The organism is Streptomyces sp. NPDC021019 (assembly GCF_044333295.1).
Taxonomy (GTDB): Bacteria; Actinomycetota; Actinomycetes; order Streptomycetales; family Streptomycetaceae; genus Streptomyces.
This window is the reverse complement of record NZ_JBIRQR010000001.1, coordinates 853,381-878,768: the sequence shown is the minus strand read 5'-3', so window position 1 is coordinate 878,768 and position 25,388 is coordinate 853,381. Positions and strand designations below refer to the sequence as shown.

The window sequence follows — 25,388 nt, the reverse complement described above, 5'->3', positions numbered from 1 at the left end:
CACTCCTGTTTCCGAACCGACCGAAAGCTAACTGGGTACACCGTACCCCTGATTGGGTACAGCGTACTCCGATACGGGTACGGTGTACCCAAATCTGTTCCGGAGCACTACGCTGGACCCATGGCGAAAGACGGATCGACAGCGGCGACGGACGGCACGGCCACCGGGAGCGGCGACATCGCACGCAGCCTGGAACTCCTGTGGGGCACCGGGGACCGCCCCGGCCGCGGCCCCAAACCGGGGCTCTCCCTGGACCGGATCGTCACCGCCGCCATCGCCGTCGCGGACGCGGAAGGGCTGGCCGCCGTCTCCATGCGCCGGCTCTCCACCGAGCTCGGCACGGGCACGATGTCGCTCTACCGGTACGTCCCCGGCAAGGCCGAACTGCTGGACCTGATGCTCGACCGGGTGCTGGGCGAGCCCCTGCCCACCGACGCGGAACGCCCTGCCGCAGCGCCCCCCGCCGACTGGCGGGCGTCCATCGACGCCATGGCCCGTACCTACCTGGACAACCTGCGCGCCCACCCCTGGCTGCTGAAGATCAACCAGGCCCGTACGGTGCTCGGCCCCAGCGCCCTGCGCGGCCTCGAACTCTCCCTCGCCGCACTGCGGTCCATGGGCCTGCGCGACGCCGAGTTGATCAGCGTGATCATCACGGTCAACAGCTTCGTGGAGGGCCTCGCCCGCACCCGGGCCGACGCGGCGGAAGCGGTGCGGGAGACAGGGCTGAACGACCAGGAGTTCTGGGACAACCAGCGCCCCTACCTGGAGCGGGCCATGCTCAGCGGCGCGTACCCGATGATGGCGGGCCTGTCGGAGGACGCCTTCAGCGCCGAGTTCGACCACTTCGCATTCGGGCTGCGACGGCTGATCGCCGGCTTCGAGGTCCTGGTCGCGGAGCGGGCAGCGGACGGGACCACGGACGGGACCACGGAGCGGACAGCAGCCCGGAAGTGACAGCGCCCCCGGCCCGTGCCCCAATGGATATATGGACGCCAGCCCGGAGCTCGCTCCTTTCGTCAAGCAGTACGCCGTCCTGCTGAGCACCCACCGTCAGGACGGAACATCCGTCGGCACACCGGTCAACATCGTCGTCGAGGGCGATCACGCGTTCATCCGCACGTTCTCCTCCGCCTGGAAGGTCGAGCGGATGCGTAACCACCCGCAGGTGGAGATCGCCCCCTGCACGGTCCGGGGCAGACCCACCGGACCGCAGATCAGGGCGCACGCACGGCTGCTGCGGCCGGGCACGAAGGAGAACACGCACGCGGCGCGGATGCTGTCGCGGAAGTACCCGGTCGTGCAGGGCGTGCTCGTCCCGTTCGCGCACCGGCTGAAGCGGGACCGGACCCTGCACTACGAGGTGTGGCCGGTGACGGACGACGACACCTGAGCCCGAGCGAGCGCGGGCCCTCCGACGGCGGTCGCGGCGGCGGAAGGAACGGCGGTCGCGGCCGTGGAAGGCCCCTGCCGCCCTCCGTCCGCCTATCCGCGCCGCCGCCGCTTCAACGCGAACCAGACGGCCACCGCCCCCACGAGGACGGCGGCCCCGAGGGCCGCGTCGCCGCTGCCGCCCTCATCCGCGTCGTCGGCGCTCCCCGGGTCGCCGCCCTTCGACGGGGAACCGGAACCCTCGCCGGACCCGGAACCCGAACCGCTCCCCGGCCCGCCCTCCGTCTCCACGCGGACGACCTCGCTGCGGGCCCCCTCCGAGCCGAACATCAGGGCCGAGCCGTCCGCCGTGTACGTCACCGACTCCGCCTGCCGCTGGAACGGGGCGGCGACCGACCGGTCCTCACCGAGCCGGCCGTTCTCGAAGGCGTACGCGCGAGCGCTGAAGTACGAGCGCAGCACCAGCCGGGTCCCGTCCGGTGAGAAGGCCCCGTCCGTGACCCACGGCACCTCGCCGACCCGCCGGAACACGTTCGGGGAGTCGGCGGTGAGCTTCGCGGGGCCTTCGTAGAGCCCGCCGCCGTCCTCGTTCTTGGAGGCGATGTAGGCGCGGCCGGTCTTCGGGTGGACCATCAGCGCCTCGGCGTTGCGCGCCCCGTCGGCGTACGTCACGTCGTACTGCACGGCCGTGACGGTGGCGTCGCGCAGGGTCTTCGGCTCGGGGAAGCGGTAGATCCAGACGTGGTCCCAGGTGCCGTCGAGGTTGTCGCCGATGTCGCCGACGTACAGGTCGCCGTCCGGACCGATCGAGATGCCCTCGACGTCCCTCGGCTCCCCCACGCCCCGCATCGTGAGGGTCGCGAGGGTCTTCCCGGTGCGGGAGTCGACGGCGTAGACGTAGGGGCCGTCGTCGCTGTCGTTGTGCGTCCAGTAGACGCCCGGGTGCGCGCGGCTGGCGGCGAGGCCACTGGACTCGGTGATACGGGGGTCCTCGATCGTGAAGTCACGGTCGGGCCGTCCGTCGTCGGCCACGGCCGGACCGGCCCCGGCGAAGAGCGGCAGGGCGACGGCGAGAGCGGCGGCGAGGGCGGCGGCGCGGCCCGCCGGGCCGGTCGGATACGAGCTCATGGCCCAAGTGTCCATCGTCACGTCGCAGGCCGGAGCCGTGATCGGCCATGATGACGCCATGCGTTTTCTCCCGGTCGGCGATTCCATGACCATCGGCGCCACCGGCGACTTCACCTGGCGCTACCGGATGTGGCAGCACTTCGAGGCGTTCCCCGGCCTCCGGTACGAGATCGTCGGCCCGCGCACGACGCTGTACGACATCGAGGCGAACGCCCCGGTCTCCCACGCGTACGCCGACCCGTCCTTCCCGCCCGCCGCCCGCCGGCACCTGTCCGGCTGGGGCGAGGGCTGGCTGCACATGGCCCCGGTGATCGCGGACGCGGTGCGCGAGGCGGAGGCGGACGTCCTGCTGATCTCGCTCGGCCTGATAGACCTCGGGTTCTACACGGACGCCGAGCAGACGGCGGCCAACGCCCGCGCGTTCATCACGGCGGCCCGCACGTCCAACCCGCACCTGCGCATGGTGCTGCTCCCGGTGATACCGAACATCCGGGCCGTCACGGACGCCCCCTTCGCCGCCTCCTGCGCCCGCTTCAACGACCTCCTCGCCCAGGCCGTGGCCGACCTCGACGAACCGTCCTCACCGCTCCTGCTGGCCTCGCGCCCCACGGCGTACGACATCCGCACGGACACCTACGACGGCACCCACCCCGGCCCGACGGGCGAGCACAGACTCGCCGCCGCCTTCGCCGACGCGATGCACCAGGCATGGGGGCTGGGCGGACCGTACGCGGGCCGGCCGGTTCCGGCGCTGCCCTTGCCGGCCTGATCAGCGCCCGCCCGATGCGCCGCCGACGTTCCCGTCGGCCAGGGGAGCCCCGGCCGCCCCGGCTCCCGCGCCCCGGCGCGTACGGCCGAGCCACGGAGCTCCGACCGTCCCGGCTCACCCCGCCGGCTCACCCGCTTCGCGCGCGCCCAGCATCGACAGCGCCAGCTGGGTCAGTTCCCCCGAAACCTCCTCCGGGCGGGCCCGGCGGCTGCGGCGGGTGTGGTGGGCCATCAGCTCGTGCACCGTGCCGACCATCACCATCACGTCCACCCGGTGGTCCCGGTCCTCCGCCTCGCCGCGCTCCACCGCCCGTTCGGCCTCCCCGGTCAGGAACTCCGTCCACAGGGCCCGCCAGAGTTTGCAGTGCTCGTCCACCACGGCGCTCACACCCAGCACTTCGACGAACGTGACCCGGGCCTCGCGCGGGTCGCTGGTGACGCTCTCCACGTATGCGTCGAAGAGCAGCCGGACCCGCTCCGCGATCGAGCGCTTGTCGATGCCGTCGACCAGGAGGGCGTTCTCCGCCGCCCGCAGCCCGGTCGTCGTGACCCGGTTGTGGAGGGCGATGAGCAGCCCCTCCCGGGAGCCGTACTCCTGACGCAGCACCTCGACCGGCACACCGGCCGCCGCGCACACATCATGCTCGGCGGTGGCCCGGTATCCGTTGATGCCGTACAACTCCCTGGCTGCTTCCAGAAGTTGTTCGCGCGCCTGCGTGCGCGCGGCATCCCCGGGCCCGGTCCGTTGAACCGTCCAGCTCTCCGCCACCGGTCCTCCTTGAGCGCAAGGTGCGGGAGAGGGGCCTGCGCGCCTCTGCACGAACCGCCGCCCCATTGTGCTCGCCCCACCGCCGTCCGGGCGGCCACGCCACACCCAAATGGGGGAATACCCGCACGCGGAAACGCTTCTTCTTCACCCGCCCCGGATGCGCCCCGATCTCGCCCCGCCCTCACGCCGTACTCGTCCGGCACTCACCTCACGAGAGCCCCGGCAGAGCCCCGGCCGCGCCCCGCCGGGCCCGCCGGGCCCGTGACGGGTGCGTGAGGACCAGGGCCGACGGGGAGCCGGGAGCAGCCCCGCCGGCCACGGCACCCGGCTCAGCCCTTGACCGTGAACTCCCCCCGCAGCAGAACCTCGTCGCGGGACGACGGGCCCACCAGCAACTCGAAGCGGCCCGGCTCCACCACGCGGCGGCCCTCCGCGTCCACGAGGGTGCAGTCGGCCGCCGGGAGTGCGAAGAGGATCTCCTGCGACTCCCCGGGGGCCAGCGCCACCTGACGGTAGGCCTTCAGCTCCTTCTCCGCCCAGGTCACCGAGGTCACCGTGTCGCTCACGTACACCTGTACGGTCTCCAGCGCGGGCCGCGTCCCCGTGTTGGTCACCGTGACCCGGGCCCGTACGGTCTCCGTCGCGTCGACCACCGACGTCAGCACCTCCAGGCCCGCGTAGTCGACCGTCGTGTAGCTCAGCCCCTCGCCGAACGCGAACGCAGGGCGCTGGGTGAGGTCCGCGTAGCGCGAGCCGTGCTGGCCGCGCACCTGGTTGTAGTACGTCGGCTGCTGGCCCGCGTGCCGGGCGAAGGACAGCGGCAGCCGGCCGGTCGGCTCGATCAGGCCGAGCAGCAGCTCCGCGACCGCCCGGCCGCCGAGCATCCCCGGGTTGGCCGCGTACACGATCGCCGCCGCTCCGAGCGCGGACGGCGGCAGCACCAGCGGCTTGGAGCTGATCACCACGATCACCAGCGGCTTGCCCGTCGCCGCCAGGGCGTCGAGCAACGCCACTTGGTCGCCCACGAGTTCGAGCGTGGCGGTGGACTTGCCCTCGCCGATCAGCTCGATCCGGTCGCCGACGACGGCCACCACGTGGTCGGCGGTCTCGGCGGCGGCGACCGCCTCCGCGATCAGCCGGGCGTCGGGGGCCGCCGGGACGACCACCTCCGGGCGGGGCTGGCCGTCCGGGAAGAACGCGCCCTCCGGGTCGGGGCCCACGTCGAGGATCCGGGCCCCGGGCGCGTACGTGACCGTCCAGTCGGCGGGCACGTGGCCGCGGAAGCCGTCGAGGACGGTACGGATCATGGCGCGCGGCTGGCCCTCCGGCAGCCAGTCGGCCTGGCCCGACGATCCGGCCCAGTCGCCCAACTGGGTCTGCGGGTCGTCCGCGTTGGGGCCGACGACCGCCACCGTACGGGGGCCACCGGAGGCGAGGGGCCTGCCCCGGCCCTCCTCGTCCGCCGCCAGGCCGCCCGCGAACGGCAGCGTGCCGTCATTGGTCAGCAGCACCAGCGATCGGCGGGCCGCCTCCAGGTTCAGCACGGCGTGCGCCCCGCTGCCGATGACCTCGGCCTGCCGGGCCGCGTCGGGGTGGCGCGGGTCCTCGAAGAGGCCCAGCTCGAACTTGAGCGTCAGGATCCGGCGTACGGCGGCGTCGATCTCTGCCTCCGTCAACATGCCCTGCGCCACCGCCTCCTGGGCTCCGGCGAAGAAGTCAGCCGTGGTCATCACCATGTCGTTGCCCGCGCGGACCGCCGCCGCCGACGCCTGCGCGTAGTCGGCGAAGACCTTCTGCTCCCACACCATGCGGCCGACGTTGTCCCAGTCGGTGACCAGGGTCCCGGTGTAGCCCCACTCACCGCGCAGCACCTCGTTGAGCAGCCAATTGTTCACGGTGATCGGCACGCCGTCCATCGACTGGTAGCCGAGCATGAACGTGCGGCAGCCCTCCTCGGCGACCCGCTCGAACGGCGGCAGGAACCAGGAGCGCAGCTTGCGCCGCGAGATGTCGGCCTCGCTGGCGTCCCGGCCGCCCTGGGTCTCCGAGTACCCGGCGAAGTGCTTGGCACAGGCCAGGATCGCGGTCGGGTCGTCGAGGCCGTCGCCCTGGTAGCCGCGCACCATCGCGGAGGCCAGCTCGCCGATCAGGAACGGGTCCTCGCCGAACGTCTCGCTCACCCGGCCCCACCGCAGGTCCCGGGTGATGCAGAGCACCGGCGAGAACGTCCAGTGCACCCCGGTCGCCGCGACCTCGACCGCCGTGGCCCGGGCGATCCGCTCCACCAGCTCCGGGTCCCAGGTGGCGGCCATCCCGAGCTGCGTCGGGTAGATCGTGGCCCCCTCCCAGAAGGAGTGCCCGTGGATGCAGTCCTCGGCGACGAGCAGTGGGATGCGCAGCCGGGTCTTGCCGGTGAGCACGGCGGCCTCACTCACCCGCTCCGGCGAGGCGTGCAGGATCGAGCCCGCGTGCAGGTCCTCGACGAGGTGCCGCACCCCCTCCTTGGCGTTGAGCTGGAGCATCTGGCCGACCTTCTCGGGCAGCGTCATGCGCCCCAGGAGGTCGGCGGCCCGCTCCGCGACGGGCAGCGCGGGGTCGAGGTACGGCGGCTTGAGGCCCACAGGAGTTCCTTTCACGAAAGCACTCCGCCGTACCGTACGCTCAATCCCGACCGCTTGGTAAGTATTGGGGGAACCGGGATTCGCTCCTGTGAGAATCTGACCGGAGCGGAGCGGCGGTGCGAGAGAGGTGTCCGATTCCGATGACGTCGAGTACGGGTTCAGCGAGTTCCACAGAGCCGGACGGCCTGGCGGGTTCAGCGGGTTCCTCAGGTCCGGCCGGCCTGGCGGGTGCGGCGGGTGATCGCGCGTGACCTCCGGGACGCCGCGCGGCTACGCCAAGGGCAGGGCCAGACGGACGGAGATCCTCGACCAGGCGATGGCCCTGTTCGGCGAGGCCGGCTACCGGGGCGCGTCGCTCCGGGTGATCGCCACCCGCTGCGGCATCTCCCACCCGGGTCTCCTCCACCACTTCCCGACGAAGGAGGCCCTGCTCCTCGCCGTGCTCCAGCATCGCGACGACGTGGACGACGCGTGGCTGGCCCTGGGCGTGACCCGGGGCGTCGACCATCTGCGCCGGCTGATCGACCTCGCGGAGCTGAACGCCAAGCGGCGCGGGATCGTCGAGCTGTTCTCGGTGGTCGCGGCGGAGGCCACCTCCCCCGACCACCCGGCGCACGCGTACTTCGAGGCCCGCTACCGCACCTCGCTCGCCAACACCGAACTGGCCTACCGCCAGGCCCGGGAGGCGGGCGAGCTCCGGGAGGACGTCGACCCGTCGGCCGCCGCGCAGCAGCTCATCGCGCTGATGGACGGACTCCAGATCCAGTGGCTGATCAGCGACTGCGCGACGGACATGGCGGGGGTGCTGCGGGCCCACGTCCAGACGCAGGTGACCGTACGGTTCTGACGGACCTGCCGCTCCTCTCGGCCGAGCAGCAGGCCCCGCCCCACGGCCGGACCCCTGCCCCGCCCCACGGCCGGGTCCGCCCGCCGCGCTCCTCAGCCGCCCAGATACCCCGCACACCGCAGCGGCCCCAGCACCGGCCCCTCCCCCGGGCGGATCGTCACCTCCACGTCGTCGGCCCGGACCCCCGCCTCGCGCACGGACTGGAAGCTGGCGAGCGTGCAGACCAGCTGCCCCGTCACCTGTTCCCGCGCCTCCGCCCAGTACGATCCCGCCAGCTCGACGGTGACGCGGGACCCGTCCCCGGTCACGGAGTAGCCGCTGGGGGCGTGGAGCAGCGTGGTCAGCCCCTCGCGCCGCTCGGCGGCCGTCGGCCCCTGGGCGAGCAGCTTCATCACCGCGTCGAGGCTGCTGATGTCCCGGTCGAGCACGGGCACGGCCCGCAGCCCGGTGTCGGAGGCGTAGTACAGCCGCATCCCACGCGTCAGCCCGGTCGCGGGCTCGCCCGCCTCTATCACCCCGGTCGGCTGGACCCCGCACCCGACGAGCACGGCCCCCAACGCCGTGAGGACGATCCCCCGCAGGCATCCTCTCCTCACTTCACCCCGCAGGCGCCCTCTCCCCGCGTCACCCCGCAGGCGTCCTCGACCCACCTCACCCCGCGAACGTCTCGCCCGCGCTCCTCCCCGCGCGCCCCTCACCCGTCTCCCTCCTCCGGGTGTCGCAAGGGCAGCCGAAGCGTGAACACCGCGCCGCCCTCCGGCCCTTGGCCCACCTCGATGGTTCCGCCGTGCAGCCGGGCGTTCTCCAGGGCGATGGCCATGCCGAGGCCGCTGCCCTGCCCGAAGGCTCCGCCCTGCCCGGGGAAATCGGACTCCCCGGGGCCGCTGCCCCGGCCCCCGTCCTCGCTCGTCCGGCGCGTCCGCGCCGCGTCCGCCTTGTAGAACCGGTCGAAGACCCGCTCCCGGGCCTCCGACGGCAGCCCCGGGCCGTGGTCGGCGACCTCCAACTCCACCCGGTCGCCGCCGGGCACGGCCAGGGTGACCGTGACCGGGGGCGCCCCGTGCCGCAGCGCGTTGCCCACCAGGTTCGCCACGATCACGTCGATCCGCCGCCGGTCGACCACCGCCCTCACGTCCTCGCGGAGTTCGACGGTGACCCGGTCCGTCCACCCGCGCAGCGCCAGCGACGCCCGTACGGTGTCGGCGAGGTCCGTCACGGAGGCGTTGAGACGGGCCGCCCCGGCGTCGAAGCGGGAGATCTCCATCAGGTCCTCGACCAGCCGGGAGAGCCGGGCGGTCTCCGCGCCGACGGTACGGGCGGCGTGGGCGGCGTCCGGCGGCAACTGGTCGGCGTCCTCCTCCAGGACCGTCGCCACCATCGTCATCGCCGCCAGGGGCGTGCGGAGTTCGTGCGACACGTCCGCCACGAACCGGCGCGCCTTCGCCTCCTGCGCCCGCAACTCCGCGTCGGACGCCTGGAGTGCGTCGGCGGTCTCGTTGAACGTCCGTGCCAGGTCGGCCAGTTCGTCGTGGCCGCGCACCGCGACCCGGCTGCCGAGGTCCCCGGCGGCGAGCTCGCGGGTGGCCCGCCCCAGCTTCCGTACCGGCCGCAGGACCGTCCCGGCGGCCAGCAGCGCCAGCAGCGCGGCCAGCACCACCACGGGCACGGTCCCCGTCCGTACGGAGTCCAGCAGGGCGGCGGTGTCGTCGCGCTCGGCCCGCAGGTCGGTGATCACGAAGACCTCCAGGCCCGACGTGCGCCGGTCCCCGTCGGCGTACGTCACGGGCGTGCCGACGACGAGATACGGATCGCCCCGCCACTGGACCCGCTGGAACCGGGCCCCGTCCCCCGACCGGACGGCGGCCCGCAGCTCGGTGGTGATCCGGCCCTCCGTGTCGGCGTAGGCGTCGGAGACGGCGGACAGGTCCTGGTGGCGGGCGACCACGACGCGCTCGCCCAGGCCCTCGGAGACCTTCGCCGCGAACCGGGCCAACGCCCTCTGGTCGGGCGGCAGATCGACCCCCGCGGCGACGGCGGCGACCCGCTCCCGGACGTCGTTCACGGCGGTGTTCTGGGTGCGCTGGAGAACGGCGGTGCGGGCGTCCCGGTAGGCGAGGGCGGTCGCGGTCACCGCGCTGACGAGGGCGACGAGGACGAAGGTGACGACGAGCCTGACCCGCAGCCCGCCGACGAACCGCCGCGATCCGCGCCCGACGGAGCGCCGGAACGAGCGCCGGGCCCCCGGGCGGGAGGGTCCCCGGAGGCCCGGGCGGGAGGGTCCCCGGAGGCCCGGATGGGAGGTCCCCGGGGAGACGGGCCGGAAGGAGCCCCCGCGGACGGGCCGTCTCACAGCGGCCCGAAGCGGTAGCCGAAACCCCGCACGGTCTGTACGTACCGGGGTCGGGCCGGCACGTCCTCGATCTTGGCCCGGAGCCGGCCCACCGCCGCGTCCACCAGCCGGGAGTCGCCCAGGAAGGTGTGGTCCCACACCGAGGCGAGGAGCTGCTCCCGGGTGAGGACCCGGCCGGGCGAGGCCGACAGCTCCAGCAGGACCCGCAGCTCGGTGGGCGGGAGGGGAACGGCCGTCCCGTGCTTGGTGACGGTCAGCCCGGCCCGGTCGATCACCAGGCCGGCGTGCTCGGCGCGGTCGGCGTCGGGTACCTGCTGCCCGGCGGACCCCTGCCGGGGACGCGGTTCCGCGCGGCGCAGGGCGGCCCGGATACGGGCCTCCAGGACGGGGGCGGTGACCGGCTTGACCACGTAGTCGTCGGCCCCCGCCTCCAGCCCGGTCACGATGTCGTGGTCGTCGCCGCGTGCGGTCAGCATGATGACGGGCAGCGTCGCCGTACGGTCCCGGATGCGGCGGCACACCTCGAAGCCGTCCATGCCGGGCAGCATCAGGTCGAGCACGGCCAGTTCGACCCGCGCGCCCCGCTCTCCGGCCAGCAGCGCGAGGGCCTGCTCGCCGGTGGCGGCGGTCTCCACGCCGTACCCGTGCCGGCGCAGCACGAGCTCCATCCCGTCCCGTACGGACGCGTCGTCCTCGATGAGCAGCACATGCGGCATGGGGCCGATTATGCGCACGCCCCGGCCGCCTCCGCCTCCTCCCCCAAGGACGGATGCGCAGGTCGGAGGCATTGTTACGTTCCCATCACCTGGCCATGGACGGGCCATCATCCTCGGCGGCCAGCGTGAGGCCCATGAGCTTCCCCACCACCACCGCCGGGCTCCGCCTGGCCGCCTTCGTCGCCGTGCCCGTCCTCGCCCTCACGGTCGCCTGCGGCGGCGACGGGACCTCCGGTACCAGGAGCCACGACGCCGTCGCCGACGTACCGTCCCCGAAGAGCGGGCCCTCCGAGGCGGCGAGCAGCCCGGGCACCCCGGGCGCCGAGCCCGCCGGCAAGAGCGCCTACTACGACGCCCAGGTCGCGTTCGTCCAGTGCATGCGCGCCGAGGGCGGCTACAAGGACTTCCCCGACCCCAAGCTCAGCGGCTACCTGGACTGGGAGAAGATCAACGAGATCGGCTCCCGGCCCGGCCGCAACGAGGGCATCAAGGCCGGGAAGAACAACGTCTGCCTGGACGAGCTCCAGGCGTCCATGGCGGTCGAGCCCAAGCGCGACCAGCAGAAGTCCTACGAATCGATGCTGGCGCACGCCCAGTGCATGCGGGACAACGGCATCAGCCGGTTCACCAACCCGGTGATGTCCGGCGGCAACGCGGTGCCCGGCGGCGACCCGAACCCGGCCTCCCCGGTCTACGACCCCGGGTCGCCCGCGTACAAGGAGGCCCGGGCGGCGTGCGAGTCGAAGCTGCTCGACGGTCTGGACGGCATGCAGTGAAGCGTTCCACCGCTTCCCTCCTCGCGCTGGGCGCGGTGACCGCCGCCGTCGCCGGAGGCGTCCTGTCCTTCGGCGGCGGCGACGGGGCCGGCACCCCGCGCAAGGGCGGCGACGGCCTCCCGCCCGCCACGGCCGCCGTCGTCCGCACCGACCTCGTCCTCTCCAGGACCGTCGACGGCAGGATCGACTTCGCCCAGCGCCGCGTCGTCAAGGCCGCCGTGGAGGGCACGGTCACGGTGGCGGCCGTCGAGGGGAAGACCGTGACGCGGGGGCAGGCCCTGTACGAGCTGAACGACAAGCCGGTCACGCTCCTCTACGGGCCGGTCCCGGCGTTCCGCGAGATGAAGGCGGGCGACCGGGGCAGCGACGTCCTCCAACTGGAGCGCAATCTGAGGGACCTGGGTTACGGGGCCGGGCTGTACGTCGACACGGAGTACGGCAAGGACACGGAGGCCGCCGTCAAGCGGTGGCAGAAGCACCTCAACCGCGAGACCACCGGGAGGGTCGGCCGGGGCGACGTCGTCTTCCAGCCCGACCGGGTCAAGGTGGTCTCCGCCGACGCGGCCCTGGCCGACCAGGTCGCCCCGGGCGGGCCCGTACTGACGATCGCCTCCACCGAGCCGGTCGTCCGGGCCCTCCTGGACCAGGCCGACGGCGCGCTCACCGCACGCGGTACGAAGGTGGAGGTGGCCCTGCCCAGCGGGAAGACCGTGCCCGGGAAGGTCGCCAGGACGGTGCGCCCGGAGGAGGGCGGTACGGAGGACGGGCCCCCGGAGGGCATCACCGTCGAGGTCGTCCTCGACGGTGGCCCCGGCGCTGCCGCCGGCGAGGACGCGGAGGCGGCGGCGAGCGTGACGTTCGTCAGCGAGGCCCGCGAGGGGGTCCTCGCGGTGCCGGTCGAGGCGGTGGTGGCGCTGCGCGGCGAGAACGGGGGGTACGGGCTCCAGATCGTCCGGGGCGCGACCTCCTCGATGGTCCGGGTGGAGACGGGCATGGCGGCGGACGGGCAGATCGAGGTCAGCGGCGCGGAGCTGCGCGAGGGCATGAAGGTGGGGGTGGCGAAACCATGACCCCGCCGCCCTCCCGGGCCCCCGAGAACCGCCCGGCCCCCTCGGCCCCCGAGATCCGGTGGGCCCCCTCGGCCCCCTCGGCCCCCTCGGCCCCCTCGGCCCACCCGATCGCCCCTGCGCCCGTCGCCCCGGTCGCCTCCGCCGTCCCCGTCGTCGAACTCCGGAACGCCACGAAGTCCTACCCCGGCGACGTCCACGCCCTGCGCGCCGTGGACCTCACGGTCCACGAGGGCGAACTCCTCGCGGTGGTCGGCCCGTCCGGCTCCGGCAAGTCCACGATGCTCAACGTCATGGGCACCCTGGACCGGCCCACCACGGGTACGGTCCGGGTCGCCGGATACGACGTGTCCGCGCTCTCCGACGCCCGCCTCTCCGCCCTGCGCGCCCGGCACATCGGCTTCGTGTTCCAGCACTTCCACCTGGCGGCGGGCCGTGACGCGCTGGAGAACGTCGCCGACGGGCTGCTGTACACCGGCCTCCCCTCCCGGGAGCGGCGCGACCGGGCCCGCGAGGCGCTGGCCCGCGTACGCCTGGACCACCGGACCTCGCACACCCCGAACGAGCTGTCCGGCGGCGAGAAGCAGCGCGTGGCCATCGCCCGCGCCCTGGTGGGAGAACCCCGGCTGCTGCTGGCGGACGAGCCCACCGGGGCCCTGGACAGCGCGTCCGGCGAGATCGTCATGGAGCTGCTGCACGAGCTGAACGCGTCCGGAACGACGGTCTGCGTGATCACCCACGATCACGGGATCGCGGCCTCGCTGCCGCGCCGGGTCCACTTCAGGGACGGCGAGATCGTGGCGGACGAACGCTCCCCCGCACGTATGTCGGCAGGCCACTCCACCTCACGCGGGCCGACCGGCCACTCCACCCCCCGTACGCCGGGCGCACGCCCCACCGCACCCACCCCCCGTACGGAGGCCGGCGCATGACCCGTACCCATGACCTCAGGCCCGCCCGCCTCTCCCTCCGGGACGTCCTGCGCGTCGGCGCGGTCGGGCTGCGGGCGCGCCGGGCCCGGGTGGTGCTCTCGGCGCTCGGGATCGCCATCGGCATCGCGACGATGGTCGCGGTCGTCGGCCTGTCCGAGTCGAGCCGCGCGGACCTGATGTCCCGGCTCGACCGGCTCGGCACCAACCTCCTCACCGCCGAGGCGGCCGAGGACCCCCTCGGGGGCACGGTCCGACTGCCGAAGAACGCGGTGGCGATGGTCGAACGGATCGGTCCGGTGCGACACGCCACGGCCACCGCCGAGGTCGATGCCCGCATCCGGCGGAGCGATCTCGTGCCCGAGGAACGCACGGCCGGGGTCACCACGCAAGCGGCCCGGACCGACCTGCTCTCCACGCTCGGCGGCGAGGTGGCCCGGGGCACCTGGCTGACCCGGGCCGGGGAGCGCCTGCCCACCGCCGTCCTGGGCGCGGTGGCGGCGGACCGCCTCGGCGTCACCCGCCCCGGCGAGACGATCATGCTGAACGACGTCCAGGTGGCCGTCGTCGGGATCCTCGAACCCGTCGAACTGGTCCCGACCCTGGACCGGGTGGCCCTGATCGGATTCCCCGCCGCGACACGCTACTTCGGCTTCGACGGCCACCCCACCACGATCTTCGAGCGCTCCACGGACGCCTCGGTCGAGGACGTACGGGCCGTGCTGGCCCGCACGGTCAGCCCCGGCAACGAGGCCGGTGTCCGGGTCTCGCGCCCCTCGGACGCGCTGGCCGCCCGCGCCGCCGCCGACAAGGGGCTGACGGCCCTGATGCTCGGGCTCGGCGCGGTGGCCCTCCTGGTCGGCGGGGTGGGCGTCGCCAACACGATGGTCATATCCGTGCTGGAGCGCCGCCAGGAGATCGGCCTGCGCCGCGCACTGGGGGCGACGCGCAACGCGATCCGGCTCCAGTTCCTGACCGAGTCGCTGCTCCTGTCCTCGCTGGGCGGCGTCGCGGGCGCGTTGCTGGGCTCGGCGGCCACGTACGGGTTCGCGCGGGCGCAGGGCTGGACGGCGGTGGTCCCGCCCTGGTCCTTGGCGGGCGGCCTGGCCGCGACCCTGGCGATCGGGGTGGTCGCGGGCCTCTACCCGGCGGTTCGCGCCTCGCGCCTGCACCCGACGGTGGCGCTGAACGCGACCTGAGGGGCGCGACCTGAGGAGCGCGACCTGAGGAGGTACGGCGCGAGAAGGACGCGCGTCAGGGGCTGACCCGCTCGATGCCACGCCGCTCGGCGATCTTCGCCACGGTCAGGCAGTACAGCGGGGCGAAGACGAGTTCGAGGACCAGGGCCTGCCAGGGGGCGTCGGCGGCGGTGCTGGTGTCGTCGAGTTCCCCGAAGCCGGCCGCCAGGCCGAAGGCGAGCACGTTGTTGGCGACGTGCAGGACGATCACCGCTTCGAGACCGCCGGTACGGATCACCAGCCAGCCCCACCACAGCGCCGAGTAGAGCAGCAGGAGGAAGCCGGAGAGTTCGCCGAACCCGTGGGCCAGGGCGAACAGGAGGGACGCCAGCACGATCGCGGGCCAGGGTGACCGCACGACCCGGCCGGTCACCTGGACCAGCCAGCCCCGGAAGACGTACTCCTCGGCGGCGGCCTGGAACGGGACGAGCGCCAGCACCACGGCCAGGCTCAGCAGAAAGTAGGGCCAGCCCGGGAAGCCCGTACCGGACTCCGTGAGCGGCTCCGCGTCCCAGGTCCAGGCGATCAGCAGCCCGATCTGGACGGCCATGAGCGGGAAGCCCACGGCGGCGCAGCGTCCGAGCCAGCCCCAGCGCAGCCGCCCGACCACGGAGGACACGGTCCCGGCGGGCCGCCGACCGAGGAGGCGGGCGACCCACAGGACGATGGGTATGCCGACCGCGATGCCGACGAGCGAGACCGCCAGTTCGGCGACCGGGTCCTCGAAGAAGAGTTCGCTGTCCGCCGAGGCGGGCCCCGCGTCCAGCACCCCCGCGATGATCGCGCCGACCACGCTGACCGCCAGCACGCCCAGCACGACCAGCAGCAGGGCCACCAGCAGTTCGCCCAGCCAGCCGAACCGTCCGCCCTGCCCGTTGCGCCCCTGCTCGTCGTAGCGGGAGCCCGAGGGCGCACGCACCGGCCCGGTCGGCGGACGGCTCCACTCCGGGGGCCGGTCCCAGCCCTGCCAGGTGGAGTCGGAGGGGCGGGGCGGTTCAGTGGAGGACGACGGCGGTGACCAAGGAGACGGAGGAGACGAGGGGGACGGGGGAGACGAGGGAGGCGAGTTCGGAGGCCGGGGCACGTCAGCAGGCGGGTTCACACCAGCGATCTTCGGCGCGCACGGCGTACGAGGTCAACGCGGAAGCCCGGCGGGGACGGACCCGCGTGCGGCCGGGCGTGACCCCGGGGCGGGCACGCGGGACACCCCGGGGCCCGAACACCCCTCCGACGCACCGGTATTGCTGTGGCAGACTGCGTCGACCGATTGGTCCACACCACGTGTATCAGGAGTCCGGCATGACGGCAGCGACGCCCCATCCCCCGATCGACACCAGCAAGCCGCACTCGGCCCGGGTCTACGACGCGCTGCTCGGCGGCAAGGACAACTACCCCGTGGACCAGCAGGTGGCCGAACTCCTGCCGGTCGAGGCGAAGGTCGGCGCCCGGCAGCAGCGCTCCTTCATGAACCGCGCGACGGCCTGGCTGGCGAGCGAGGGCGTGACGCAGTTCCTGGACATCGGGACGGGCATCCCCACCGAGCCGAACCTGCACCAGACGGCCCAGGAGATCCGCCCCTCCGCCCGGGTCGTCTACTGCGACAACGACCCCATCGTCCTGCGCCACGCGGAAGCGCTGCTGGTCAGCCGCCCGGAGGGCGTGACGGACTACGTCCACGCCGACGTCCGCGAGCCCGCGATCATTCTCGACGCGGCCCGCGAGACCCTGGACTTCGACCGCCCGACAGCCCTGTCACTCCTCGGCCTGCTCCACCTCCTCCCCGACGCCGAGGACCCGTTCGGCATCGTCCGTACGTTCACGAGCGCCCTGGCACCCGGCAGTTACGTCGTGCTGTCCCAAGGCGCGTCCGACGCGAACGAGCAACTCGGGAAGCAGAGCGAGGACGAGTACAGGAAGGGCGGCATCCAGCTGGCCCTGCGGAGCCGCGAGGAGTTCTCGCGTTTCTTCGAGGGCCTGGAGATCGTCGCCCCCGGCCTGGTGAAGGCCCCGGAGTGGTTCAACGGCACGCCCGCGCCCACCCAGGAGTTCAGCGGTATCTACGTGGCCGTGGCCCGGGTCCCGTAACCGGGAGGCCCCTCGACGCCCCCGCCCGCCCGCGCCTCGGCGGCGACGAGCTCCCGCCAGGGCGGCCGGGGAGGCTCGGGGTCGGCCTCGGCACGGGCCAGGGCGTCCGCCCAGTGGGCGCGTTGCTGCTCTCGGTGGCAGGGCCCGCACGTGGTGACCCATGACGCGTGCGGCCGGAACATGTGCTCCTCGCCGGGCCCGTCGCAGGCGGTCAGGGGCGGTGGTGGCTGGGGCAGGGGTGACGCCGGGGGCGATGGCTCCGCCGTCACCTCCGGGTGCGGCGGCAGCTTCTCCACCAGCCGGTGCGCCAGGAACCCGAAGGCCGAACGCACCCCGTCCTCCGGCAGCGCGCTGCACAGCGCCAGCCGCAGGTCCTCGGCGCTGACGCCCCGCCGCAGCCACTCGGCGGCGAGCGCGCCCAGCTTGCGGGCCTCGCGCACGCCGAGCGAGAGCTCACGCGCCTGGTGCCGCAGCGAGAGCAACACGCGCTCGGCGAGGAGGACTTGGGCCTGGTCCGGGCCCGGGTCCTGGTCCGGGTGCGGGTCCGGGTGCGGGTCCGGGTCCGGGTCCTGCTCCTGCTGCTCGTGGCCCTGCTCCCGCGACTCGCCTTCCGCCCCCACGACCGCTTCGGTGGGTGGGTGGGAAGAGTCTTCGCCCTGTTCTTCGTCTGCGGGTAATGGACCACCGGCCGTCCGACCGGTCGGCTCACCGACCGTCGGAGAGTGCGTACTCGGAGCGGGCCACACGTCCGGAGCGGCGGAAGCGCCCACGTTCCCGTACCCTTCGGCGGGAACACCGGCGCGGAGCCGGGCAGCCTGATCAGCCGTCAGCGGCTCGTTGCTGAAAACCTGGACGGTCCGCCAGCGCCCTCCGTCGAGGCTCTCCCGCTTCTCATGCACGTACCCGTGTGTCACGAGGTCGGCCTTGGCCTTCTGGTAGGCGCGACCGGTCATACGGAGAGCGCGGGCGTGCTCGCCCAGAGCCTTGTCGCGGTCCCCTTCGGGCAGCCCCTGGACGTAGAGGACCAGAACCTTGGCGTCACTGCCGAGACGCGGGTGGCGCACCAGGCAGTTGGGGGCCTTCGTATAGCCCCGAGGGGGCGGGATAACATGCGAAAGCATCGCGGGTGGACTCCTGATCCACTGGTGGTGAAGGCCCTCGGGTAAGTGCGCTAACACCCCCGGGGGCCGCCCTATGCGCTGCGAAAACATGAGCGCACAGAGCGTGATGTCACGATCACCGTACCGCAGAGAGCTACCTCCCCAACACTCTCCGCTCGATCAGATGAAACGCATGTACATCTGGGTAGCGCGGCCGGGCCGTGGTGATCAAATCGTTGCCGCACCGCGCACAACCGCGCACCCCCTCCCCTGGTCTCCTGGTCAGCCGCGAGGAAATCCTCGGGCAGGCGCGCGTGCGCGCGGCCCCGGGCGGCTGGGGAGAGGACGGGATCAACGTGAAGAGCGTGAAGAGAGCAACGCGGAGAGCGGTGGTGGCCGGTGCGGCCGCGGCCGTGTTCACCGGGGTGGCGGCGGTACCGGCCGGGGCGGCGGAGGGCGGGGTCGCCTTCTCCCGGGTCACGGTGAACGGCGGGAAGCCGATCGTGATCGGAGTCAAGAAGGAGGTCGAGCTGTACGTGACCTTCCGGATGACGACCAGACTCAAGCACAAGTCCTACCCGACGGTGTTCCCCTACCGGGGCAAGATTGGCTCCAGCGAGACGCTGTGGAATTCCATCCTCGTCAACGACTGCGTGGTCGTGAGCAAGGCGAAAGGGATCTGCGACTTCGAGGAGTGGCTGACCATCGACCCGCGGCACTACGACTTCGGGAACGAGGACGCCGGCGCCTGGAAGACCGCCGCGCAGCTGTACCTCCCCAAGGGCGCCGAGGACATCGACGACGAGAAGCTCCCGTTGCAGGTGAAGCGGGCGACCCGGGTCACGGTCAACGCCTCGCCGGAGCCGGTCGTGAAGGGGAAGACGCTCACCGTGACCGGAAAGGTCAGCCGGGCGAACTGGGACACCCACACGTACCAGGGGTACGGGGGCCGCTCGGTGAGCCTCCAGTTCAAGGCGGCGGGCTCCTCCTCGTACAAGACGGTCAAGAAGGCGACGTCGAGCAAGACGGGAGCCCTCAAGACCACCGTGAAGGCCACCGGCGCGGGGACGTGGCGGTGGACGTACTACGGCAACACGACGTCCGGCGCGAGCTCGTCGTCCGGGGACCGGGTCGCCATCCGGTAGGCGCGGTCGGCGGGGGCGCGTCGGGGGGCGAGGTGACCCGGGGGATGCTGAGCGCAGGCTGCGGAAGCGTTCCTCCGGTGCACTCCCTGACCCGTGCGGGTGATTGCGGGCACGCAGGCTGCGCGAAGGCGGGACGCGGCCGGTAGAACGCGCTGGTGATCAAGAACCTCGCGCGCGGTATCGGCGCGCTCACCCTCGCCCTCGCCCCTCTTCTCCCGGCTCCCGCCGCTCAGGCAGCTCCGGCGGCTCCGGCCGCTCCCGCCGCTCCGGCGGCTCCCGCCGCTCCGATGGCGGAGGTGACGCCCCTGCCCGACGCGGTCGGCCTGCTCAAGGTGACCGAGGAGAACCGCTCCGGCTACACCGCTTCGTCCTTCCGGCACTGGAACGCGGGTGAGGATCCGACGGACGGGTGCGACACCCGGGCCGAGGTCCTCCTCGCCGAAGCGGTCGTCTCACCGACCGTGGGGTCCGGCTGCAAGCTGACCGGGGGCAGGTGGACGTCCTACTTCGACGGCCAGGAGGTCACCGACGCCGGTTCCCTGGACGTCGCCCACCTCGTCGCACCCGCCGAGGCCTGGGAGTCCGGCGCCTCCGCCTGGACCGCGGAGCAGCGGGAGGCCTACGCGAACGACCAGGGTGCGGACGTCTCCCTGGTCGCGGTCACGTCGCGCACCAACCGCCAGAAGGCGGACAAGGACCCGGCGGACTGGATGCCGCCGTCCCCGGAGGTCCAGTGCCGGTACACGGGGGAATGGGTGGCGACCAAGCTCCGCTGGCAGCTCACCGCGGACGACCGCGAACTGGAAGCGCTGAAGGTGTACGCCGAGGGGCCCTGCGAGGACACCATCGTCCGCTACGCACCGGCGGTCTGACCCACCCGGGAACGACAAGCCGGCCTCGCTCACTCCCTCACGGCACACCCCGCCCGCAGCCAGGCCATCTCATGCAGCAACCCACCGTCCACGAAGGGATCCTGGGCGGTGGGCCGCGACCGCCAGTCCAGCGGCCAGGTCCCCCCGTCCAGCGCCGGAACCCCGACGAACGCGTCCCCGCGCGCGTTCCTGCTCATCGCCTCCACCCCGGGGGGCCACCGGTGCCCAGCAGCTGTGCCGGGCGCGAGCAGGAAGTACATGCTGCGCTCGCCGATACCGGAGCGGACGATGGGCCCGGCGTGGAAGTCGGTGAACTGCATGACCTCGTACGCGATTTCCTCGCCGAGCAGGCCGACGGCACGGACGGCGTCGAAGTGAATGCCCACGTGACGGAGGGCGTGGCCGGCGGCGGGGATCCAGGAGGGCGCCGGATCCGGTGAATTCTTCAGTTCCATGCGCTCAGCTTTGCGGCGAACACGTACCGTGACCAGAGTCACAGGCAAGCTGTGAACAGTGGTGTACCTACGAGGTGAGCCCGTGCACTCCAGTGATCAGCCCGAAAGCACGGCCGAGATGTTCGGCCTGCTGCTCCGGCACTTCCGCGAGCGGGCCGGGCTGTCGCAGGAACAGTTGGGCAAGCGCATCGGCTACTCCAAGTCCCAGGTGGCGATGGTGGAACGGGGCGCGCGACCGCCGACAGGCGTCTTCGTACAGCGGGTCGACGAGGTGCTGGGTGCACAAGGTGCACTGATCGTTGCTGCACCGAAGCCGCCGAAGAAGCGCAGCCCGCTGCCGGACTGGTTCACGCCGTTCGCGGAAGAGGAGGAGAAGGCGTGGGCCCTGCATACGTACGAGAACCAGGTCATGCCAGGTCTGCTCCAGACGGAGGCGTACGCGCGGGCGGTCTTCACGAGCCGGTACCCGAACTATGACGACGACGAGATCGAGGAGAAGGTCGCCGCGCGGCTCGCACGGCAGAAGCTGCTGTCCCTCAGGCCGCTGCCCGACATCAGCTTCATCCTGGAGATGATCGTGCTCACCAGGCCGATCGGGGGCCGCCGGGTGATGAAGGCCCAGCTCCACCACCTCGCCGACGTGGCGCGCCTCCGGCATGTGCGGATCCAGCTGATGGACCCGTACCGCGAGGACCACGCGGCGCTGGACGGCCCCTTCGTCCTGCTGGAGACCGACAAGCGGCAGCAACTCGCCTATATCGAGGGGCAGGGCGGCAGCTTCTTCGTCACCGAACACCCGGAGCTGGGGAACCTGTTCGGCAAGTATGGCGTCACTCGGGCCCAGGCATACACTCCGGAGAGGACTCTGGAAACGATCGAGAAGATGGCAGAGGAACTATGAGCACCGACCTCCACTGGTTCAAGTCCAGCTACAGCGGCAGCGAGGGCGGCAACTGCATCGAGGTTGCGCTCACCTGGTCCAAGTCCACCTACAGCGGCAGCGAGGGCGGCGACTGCCTAGAGGTCGCCACCTGCCCCCACACCGTCCACATCCGCGACTCCAAGGACCTCACCGTCCCCACCCTCGCCGTCTCCCCCGCCTCCTGGACGTTCTTCGTGGAGTTCGCCGCCTCCTGAGCGACGCGGGGGCGGGGTCTCGTTCACCCGTGTCCAGGTGAACGGCGGCAAGCCGATCGTGATCGGCACGTCGAAGGAGGTCCGCGCGCCCGCATCCTTCTGGGAGACCAGGAAGTACGCCTCCTACGGGGGCTGCTCGGTGAGCCTGCGGTTCAAGCCGCCCGGTGCCGCTTCCTACACCACGGTGAAGAAGGTGCCGGCGAACGGCTCGGGTGCCCTCAAGACGACCCTGAAGGCCTCCAAGACGCCCACCACCACCGTGTAGGACCCGCCGCCCTGCGCCCTGGCCGACCGCGAGCGGAGCCTAGGAGGCGTCCAGCTTGCGCCGTTCCCGCTTGTTGGGGTGACGGACGACCACTCCGCCCATGGCGCCGGACCCGGTGAGCCGGATCAGCGGAGTTCCCGGGAGCCGGTCGGAGGTGGTCTTGTCCGTGAGGCCGCCGATGCCGGGATCGATGCCGCTGGTGTCCGCGACCCAGCCGTCGGGGATGACGACCGTGACACCGGATGTCTCCGCGTACGCCTCCACGACGACCTCCGATAGACGGCACTCCACCCGGGTGAAGTCCAGGGTCACGCCCCCCACGCCTCCGTGAGCGATCACGCGTCCCGGAACGTCCCAGCGCCCGGGCCCCAGGGAGGCACCAAACATGCCGCCCCTCAGCACCAGTGGCGGCCGGTTCTCCGCTGCGGAGGCCGAGGCAGAGTGCGGCACCGGCAAGTCGGCGGTGAGACAGTCCAGTTCCCCATGGGTCTTGGCCGTCAGTGCCAGCTCCAGGCGGGAATCCAGCTCATCGAAATCGATGCGCCCCTCGGCCGCCGCATCACGCAGCCGCTCAACTACGGCTTCCCGGTCGTCGTGAGAGGCACGAATTCCCCCTGGCGAAACGGGGCGCGGAGAGGGCTCCGGAAACTGGGCTGTCATAGCCGCAAGGATAGGCAGTCGGCGCAGCGACTGCCTATCGACAGCCCTCACCGTCCACGCGCTCGCCGGGCCCCCTGAAACGGCGGACGCCCTCATGGGGTCCGCCACCTCCAGAGCAGCGCTGGGGCGGTGGACTACCGATGTTCTGCAACCATCGAGCTGTCAGTCCAACGCACGGTCAGGACGAGGGGGCGGGGCCCGGGACCGGGGTCTCGGCGGACCAGAAGTCGGAGCGGACGTTGGGGGTGGGGATCTCGCCCTCGTACGTACGACCGTTCGCCACCTTTTCCGGCGCAGCCACCTTCGACTTCTCCACACAGGGGCTGGTGACCTGGAAGAACGCCTGCCCCTTGTAACCGAAACTGACCCTGATGCCGAAGCCGTCCGGTGACCTGACGATGATCGAAGGCATCTCGCTGCTCGGACTCACCGTCTTGATCCGAAAGCCACTCGCCTTCCAGGAGCGCTCCACAACACCCAAGAAGTTGCCTCGGCGCTGCTCGGAGATGACAGTCATCACCGTCCAATACCGCGTCACATCACAGCTGCCCGTCGTCGTCGCTCGGTGAACCCATTCGATCTCCGGTGTGATCTCCCCGACCGTCGCGTAAAGGATCGCGTCCGCGCGCTCCGCAGCCCCCTGCATGTCCATGCCTGCCACAGCCTCTCTTCCGCTCTTGGGATCGCCCAAGAGTCCGCATCCGGCAAGCAGTGCGCCGGCCACCACCGCACAGGCCAGGCGAATGGTAAGCGGGATACGCCTCATCGATACTCCTCCCTCACGATGTCCTCCGGACGTCCGCCGACGATTTTGGCAATGTTTAACGCCGACACATCGTCCAGCTCCGGATCGAAGTACTGGGAGTGAGCATCGAACATTCCGGCTTCGAGAACCATCCTGGGCCCATCGTTGACCTCGAAGCGCTGTGCTCCGAAGGCCCCACTCGCCGGGTCCTTGCCGAAGTGCAGGTCATCGTTGCCGACATCGAGAAGGTCATTAGCCCTTCTGACCGCCTCCGGACCACCCAGTACCCAGGCGGGCCCCGCGGCGAGCGCCGACTCCCCCTTCGTGGGCAGGTGGGTGACCGGGTCGTTGTCAGCTGCGCCCACGAACACATGGTCTCTACCGACGCCGAGTTCCGTCGCCCTCTGCGCGTCTACGCCGGGGCTGCCTAGCAGGATCACGTCATCGACGCCTGGAATCCCGCCGGACTCCTTGGCGGCCGTGCCCACGGTGAGCGAGCCGTAGGAATGCCCGATCGCCGTCACATGCGGGTCCTCGTTCCCGTTCGTCGCCGAAAGACCTGCCATGAACTCGTTGTACGCCGGAGCACCCCGTTGCGCGTCGCCCTTCGTCATCACGTCCATGTTCTGCGGAGCGTCGTAGCCGAGCCAGATGATCGAGGCAGTGGACGGGTCCACCTCCTTGGCTCCGATGGCCGTGTCCTGTGCCCGCTTCATCGTGTCCGTGACGAAGTCGCCGTCGAGCCTGGTGCCGAGGCCGGGAACGTATGCTGCGACGTGCCTGGACGTATCGGGGTTCCCGTACGAGACGACCGCGCGTCCGTTGCCCTCGTCCCCGATGCCGAGAAGGAACATGGGCGGGTGACTCGACTCACCGAGTTTGTCCTGAATCATGCGGAGGGCGTCGAGTTTGGTCCTGGCCTCGTCGCCGCCCTGACGCGCCAACTCGTCGATGAGGACCGGCAGGTAGTTCCGGTTCGCCTCGTCGCGGACGACCGCCGGGATGCCGTCCAGACCGCCGATCAGGTCCGGTGCGACATTCACGTACTCCTGCCGCTGTTCGTCGGTCAACGCGTCCCACCACTTCTTGCGGTCCGCAGGGTCCTTGTTTTGCGGGATCCCTTCGGCGAGGTGCATGCCGGCGGTGGAGCGGACGTCGGCCGTGTCCCTGAAGACGTCCTTCAGCGTGGCCGCGGTGACATCGAGTCCCTTTTCCGCCTTCAGGCCGTTGAGGGTCTTCGCGTACCGGGCGTCGATCTCCCGCGCGGACCGCACAGCTCGGGCGATGCGGTCGGCCACGTCCTGGGCCTTCTCAGCGTTCGGGTTGACCGGCCTGAAGCCTGAGTAGCCGGGATACAGCGACTGCTGCCCCGGCGAGCCGAGGCCCGGCGGGTCCAGCGGGAGGCGGGAGCTGCCCCGCGAGCTACCTCCCGGCGCCTCCTGCTTCGCCCCGGTCAGGTCGTCGGCCTTCGCGGCCGGGTAGCTGACGGAGCCGTCGTCGTGGACCGTGAAGTTCAGGGAGGCCGCATCCTCAAGTGCCTGCTTCAGCTGGCTCTGGGGCTCGGCCAGATCGCCGGCAAGCCCGTTGAGCGCTGTACGGACCAACCCACACTCGGTCTGCACGTACTGGAAGTTGCGGCTGAGTCGCCGCAGCCTGCCGAGGGCAGCCTCGGCCGAGTCGCTCTCCTGGGTCTCGCGGAGCTTCGCGGACATCGCGCGGTCGACCTGTGCCCGGTCGGAGGCCGAACGACCGGATACCTCGTGCCACTTGTCGCCCGCCTGCGTGAGCTCGGAGGTCTTGAGGTCGCGCAGCAGCTGCCAAGTGAGGGGCCCTGTCATCGCTTCTCATCCGCCTTGCCGGGGACCTGGACCCCCGCGAAGGACGACTTGACCCCGGTCTCCGACTCCCCCATCTCCTTGGCGACCGTCAGCAGGTTTCCCTTGAGTTGCTCGCACTCGTCCCGTACCGCCTGAAGGCGTTCTTCCCAGGACGTCAGCACGCTCTTGAGGGCCGCGACGGAACTGAGGCCGGCTAATCCCGCCGCGACGCCCTCATGACCGCGCCCGAGAACCGACCTGCTCGTCTCCGCCCTGGTCCGTAAGTCGCCTGCGGTGCCGGAAGCACTGGTCCAAGGGCCCTTGGTGTACTTGAGTTTCCCGGTTCCGCCCGAACCGGCCCCGGCGTCGCTGGACGCCGAGGCGAGCCTCAACGCGGGCCCACCGTCGGTCGGTCCGAACAGCTCCTGCCAGCGCTCCGCATCAAACACGACACTCCCCCGTCTGTCCGCGTTCCATTTCTGCGCCCGGAGAGGCTAGCGCAGGCT

At 71.8% G+C, this 25,388-nt stretch carries 27 protein-coding genes; 14 read left to right on the top strand and 13 right to left on the bottom strand.

The window, feature by feature from the left end; all coding sequences use genetic code 11:
* The first annotated feature begins 120 nt into the window (after positions 1-120).
* The gene (locus ACH4RG_RS04080) at positions 121-957 is read left to right on the top strand and encodes a TetR/AcrR family transcriptional regulator (protein WP_397919434.1); all 837 of its coding nucleotides are present in this window, start codon (positions 121-123) and stop codon (positions 955-957) included.
* Positions 958-988: 31 nt separating this feature from the next.
* Entirely contained in the window at positions 989-1,393 is a 405-nt protein-coding gene (locus ACH4RG_RS04075) for a PPOX class F420-dependent oxidoreductase (RefSeq protein WP_397919432.1), read from the top strand.
* A 92-nt stretch (positions 1,394-1,485) separates the two neighbouring features.
* Here the strand turns inward: ACH4RG_RS04075 and ACH4RG_RS04070 are convergent, their stop codons facing one another.
* Entirely contained in the window at positions 1,486-2,520 is a 1,035-nt protein-coding gene (locus tag ACH4RG_RS04070; RefSeq protein WP_397919430.1) for a WD40 repeat domain-containing protein, read from the bottom strand.
* Positions 2,521-2,578: 58 nt separating this feature from the next.
* Between ACH4RG_RS04070 and ACH4RG_RS04065 the strand changes: the two genes are divergently transcribed.
* Positions 2,579-3,289, top strand: coding sequence for a GDSL-type esterase/lipase family protein (locus ACH4RG_RS04065; protein ID WP_397919428.1), 711 nt, complete (start codon positions 2,579-2,581; stop codon positions 3,287-3,289).
* A 114-nt stretch (positions 3,290-3,403) separates the two neighbouring features.
* On the opposite strand, the gene ACH4RG_RS04060 is transcribed toward ACH4RG_RS04065, so the two are convergent.
* Complete coding sequence (locus tag ACH4RG_RS04060; protein WP_397919426.1) at positions 3,404-4,057, bottom strand: TetR/AcrR family transcriptional regulator; 654 nt, start codon at positions 4,055-4,057, stop codon at positions 3,404-3,406.
* 329 nt (positions 4,058-4,386) lie between these two features.
* Positions 4,387-6,678: a glycoside hydrolase family 3 N-terminal domain-containing protein gene (locus ACH4RG_RS04055; protein WP_397919424.1), complete on the bottom strand. Its 2,292-nt coding sequence runs from the start codon at positions 6,676-6,678 to the stop codon at positions 4,387-4,389.
* A 247-nt stretch (positions 6,679-6,925) separates the two neighbouring features.
* Between ACH4RG_RS04055 and ACH4RG_RS04050 the strand changes: the two genes are divergently transcribed.
* The gene (locus tag ACH4RG_RS04050) at positions 6,926-7,525 is read left to right on the top strand and encodes a TetR/AcrR family transcriptional regulator (protein WP_397919422.1); all 600 of its coding nucleotides are present in this window, start codon (positions 6,926-6,928) and stop codon (positions 7,523-7,525) included.
* 92 nt (positions 7,526-7,617) lie between these two features.
* On the opposite strand, the gene ACH4RG_RS04045 is transcribed toward ACH4RG_RS04050, so the two are convergent.
* From ACH4RG_RS04045 to ACH4RG_RS04035, 3 genes are all read right to left on the bottom strand, one after another.
* Positions 7,618-8,121, bottom strand: a complete 504-nt coding sequence (locus ACH4RG_RS04045; protein WP_397919420.1) for a GerMN domain-containing protein — start codon at positions 8,119-8,121, stop codon at positions 7,618-7,620.
* Between the two features lie 98 nt (positions 8,122-8,219).
* A complete protein-coding gene (locus ACH4RG_RS04040; RefSeq protein WP_397920517.1) occupies positions 8,220-9,707 on the bottom strand; it encodes an ATP-binding protein in 1,488 nt (495 codons plus the stop codon).
* Between the two features lie 164 nt (positions 9,708-9,871).
* Positions 9,872-10,591 (bottom strand): response regulator, encoded by a 720-nt coding sequence (locus tag ACH4RG_RS04035; protein WP_397919418.1) that lies wholly within the window; start codon positions 10,589-10,591, stop codon positions 9,872-9,874.
* Between the two features lie 134 nt (positions 10,592-10,725).
* Between ACH4RG_RS04035 and ACH4RG_RS04030 the strand changes: the two genes are divergently transcribed.
* From ACH4RG_RS04030 to ACH4RG_RS04015, 4 genes are read left to right on the top strand one after another with little or no spacing between them, the layout of a single operon-like run.
* Positions 10,726-11,367, top strand: a complete 642-nt coding sequence (locus tag ACH4RG_RS04030) for a hypothetical protein (RefSeq protein WP_397927599.1) — start codon at positions 10,726-10,728, stop codon at positions 11,365-11,367.
* Entirely contained in the window at positions 11,364-12,437 is a 1,074-nt protein-coding gene (locus ACH4RG_RS04025) for a peptidoglycan-binding protein (protein ID WP_398539081.1), read from the top strand. Before ACH4RG_RS04030 ends, ACH4RG_RS04025 begins: the two co-directional genes overlap by 4 nt.
* Complete coding sequence (locus ACH4RG_RS04020; RefSeq protein WP_398539080.1) at positions 12,434-13,366, top strand: ABC transporter ATP-binding protein; 933 nt, start codon at positions 12,434-12,436, stop codon at positions 13,364-13,366. The genes ACH4RG_RS04025 and ACH4RG_RS04020 overlap by 4 nt, the downstream gene beginning before the upstream one ends.
* Positions 13,363-14,562, top strand: coding sequence for an ABC transporter permease (locus tag ACH4RG_RS04015; protein ID WP_397919410.1), 1,200 nt, complete (start codon positions 13,363-13,365; stop codon positions 14,560-14,562). Before ACH4RG_RS04020 ends, ACH4RG_RS04015 begins: the two co-directional genes overlap by 4 nt.
* A gap of 55 nt (positions 14,563-14,617) precedes the next feature.
* Here the strand turns inward: ACH4RG_RS04015 and ACH4RG_RS04010 are convergent, their stop codons facing one another.
* Positions 14,618-15,520, bottom strand: a complete 903-nt coding sequence (locus tag ACH4RG_RS04010) for a lysostaphin resistance A-like protein (RefSeq protein WP_397919408.1) — start codon at positions 15,518-15,520, stop codon at positions 14,618-14,620.
* 380 nt (positions 15,521-15,900) lie between these two features.
* Here ACH4RG_RS04010 and ACH4RG_RS04005 point away from each other — a divergent pair, with 380 nt between their 5' ends.
* Positions 15,901-16,686, top strand: coding sequence for an SAM-dependent methyltransferase (locus ACH4RG_RS04005; protein WP_397919406.1), 786 nt, complete (start codon positions 15,901-15,903; stop codon positions 16,684-16,686).
* Here the strand turns inward: ACH4RG_RS04005 and ACH4RG_RS04000 are convergent.
* On the bottom strand, positions 16,659-17,807 hold the full coding sequence (locus ACH4RG_RS04000) for a hypothetical protein (RefSeq protein WP_398539079.1): 1,149 nt from the start codon (positions 17,805-17,807) through the stop codon (positions 16,659-16,661). The two genes, ACH4RG_RS04005 and ACH4RG_RS04000, sit on opposite strands and share 28 nt — an antisense overlap.
* A gap of 335 nt (positions 17,808-18,142) precedes the next feature.
* Here ACH4RG_RS04000 and ACH4RG_RS03995 point away from each other — a divergent pair, with 335 nt between their 5' ends.
* Both ACH4RG_RS03995 and ACH4RG_RS03990 read left to right on the top strand, forming a co-directional pair.
* On the top strand, positions 18,143-18,931 hold the full coding sequence (locus ACH4RG_RS03995; protein WP_398539078.1) for a hypothetical protein: 789 nt from the start codon (positions 18,143-18,145) through the stop codon (positions 18,929-18,931).
* A gap of 155 nt (positions 18,932-19,086) precedes the next feature.
* Positions 19,087-19,803, top strand: a complete 717-nt coding sequence (locus ACH4RG_RS03990) for an HNH endonuclease family protein (RefSeq protein ID WP_398539077.1) — start codon at positions 19,087-19,089, stop codon at positions 19,801-19,803.
* A gap of 29 nt (positions 19,804-19,832) precedes the next feature.
* Here ACH4RG_RS03990 and ACH4RG_RS03985 read toward each other — a convergent pair whose 3' ends face one another.
* Complete coding sequence (locus tag ACH4RG_RS03985) at positions 19,833-20,258, bottom strand: hypothetical protein (protein ID WP_397919398.1); 426 nt, start codon at positions 20,256-20,258, stop codon at positions 19,833-19,835.
* An 82-nt stretch (positions 20,259-20,340) separates the two neighbouring features.
* Here ACH4RG_RS03985 and ACH4RG_RS03980 point away from each other — a divergent pair, with 82 nt between their 5' ends.
* From ACH4RG_RS03980 to ACH4RG_RS03970, 3 genes are read left to right on the top strand one after another with little or no spacing between them, the layout of a single operon-like run.
* A complete protein-coding gene (locus tag ACH4RG_RS03980) occupies positions 20,341-21,159 on the top strand; it encodes a helix-turn-helix domain-containing protein (protein ID WP_398539076.1) in 819 nt (272 codons plus the stop codon).
* Complete coding sequence (locus tag ACH4RG_RS03975; RefSeq protein WP_397919394.1) at positions 21,156-21,395, top strand: DUF397 domain-containing protein; 240 nt, start codon at positions 21,156-21,158, stop codon at positions 21,393-21,395. The genes ACH4RG_RS03980 and ACH4RG_RS03975 overlap by 4 nt, the downstream gene beginning before the upstream one ends.
* A gap of 37 nt (positions 21,396-21,432) precedes the next feature.
* Positions 21,433-21,660, top strand: a complete 228-nt coding sequence (locus ACH4RG_RS03970) for a hypothetical protein (protein WP_397919392.1) — start codon at positions 21,433-21,435, stop codon at positions 21,658-21,660.
* A 39-nt stretch (positions 21,661-21,699) separates the two neighbouring features.
* Here ACH4RG_RS03970 and ACH4RG_RS03965 read toward each other — a convergent pair whose 3' ends face one another.
* From ACH4RG_RS03965 to ACH4RG_RS03950, 4 genes are all read right to left on the bottom strand, one after another.
* Positions 21,700-22,320: a DUF1707 domain-containing protein gene (locus ACH4RG_RS03965; RefSeq protein WP_397927594.1), complete on the bottom strand. Its 621-nt coding sequence runs from the start codon at positions 22,318-22,320 to the stop codon at positions 21,700-21,702.
* Positions 22,321-22,498: 178 nt separating this feature from the next.
* A complete protein-coding gene (locus ACH4RG_RS03960; RefSeq protein ID WP_397919388.1) occupies positions 22,499-23,086 on the bottom strand; it encodes a hypothetical protein in 588 nt (195 codons plus the stop codon).
* Entirely contained in the window at positions 23,083-24,903 is a 1,821-nt protein-coding gene (locus tag ACH4RG_RS03955) for an alpha/beta hydrolase (RefSeq protein ID WP_398539075.1), read from the bottom strand. The genes ACH4RG_RS03960 and ACH4RG_RS03955 overlap by 4 nt, the downstream gene beginning before the upstream one ends.
* Positions 24,900-25,331, bottom strand: a complete 432-nt coding sequence (locus ACH4RG_RS03950) for a hypothetical protein (protein ID WP_397919384.1) — start codon at positions 25,329-25,331, stop codon at positions 24,900-24,902. Before ACH4RG_RS03950 ends, ACH4RG_RS03955 begins: the two co-directional genes overlap by 4 nt.
* Positions 25,332-25,388: the final 57 nt, after the last annotated feature.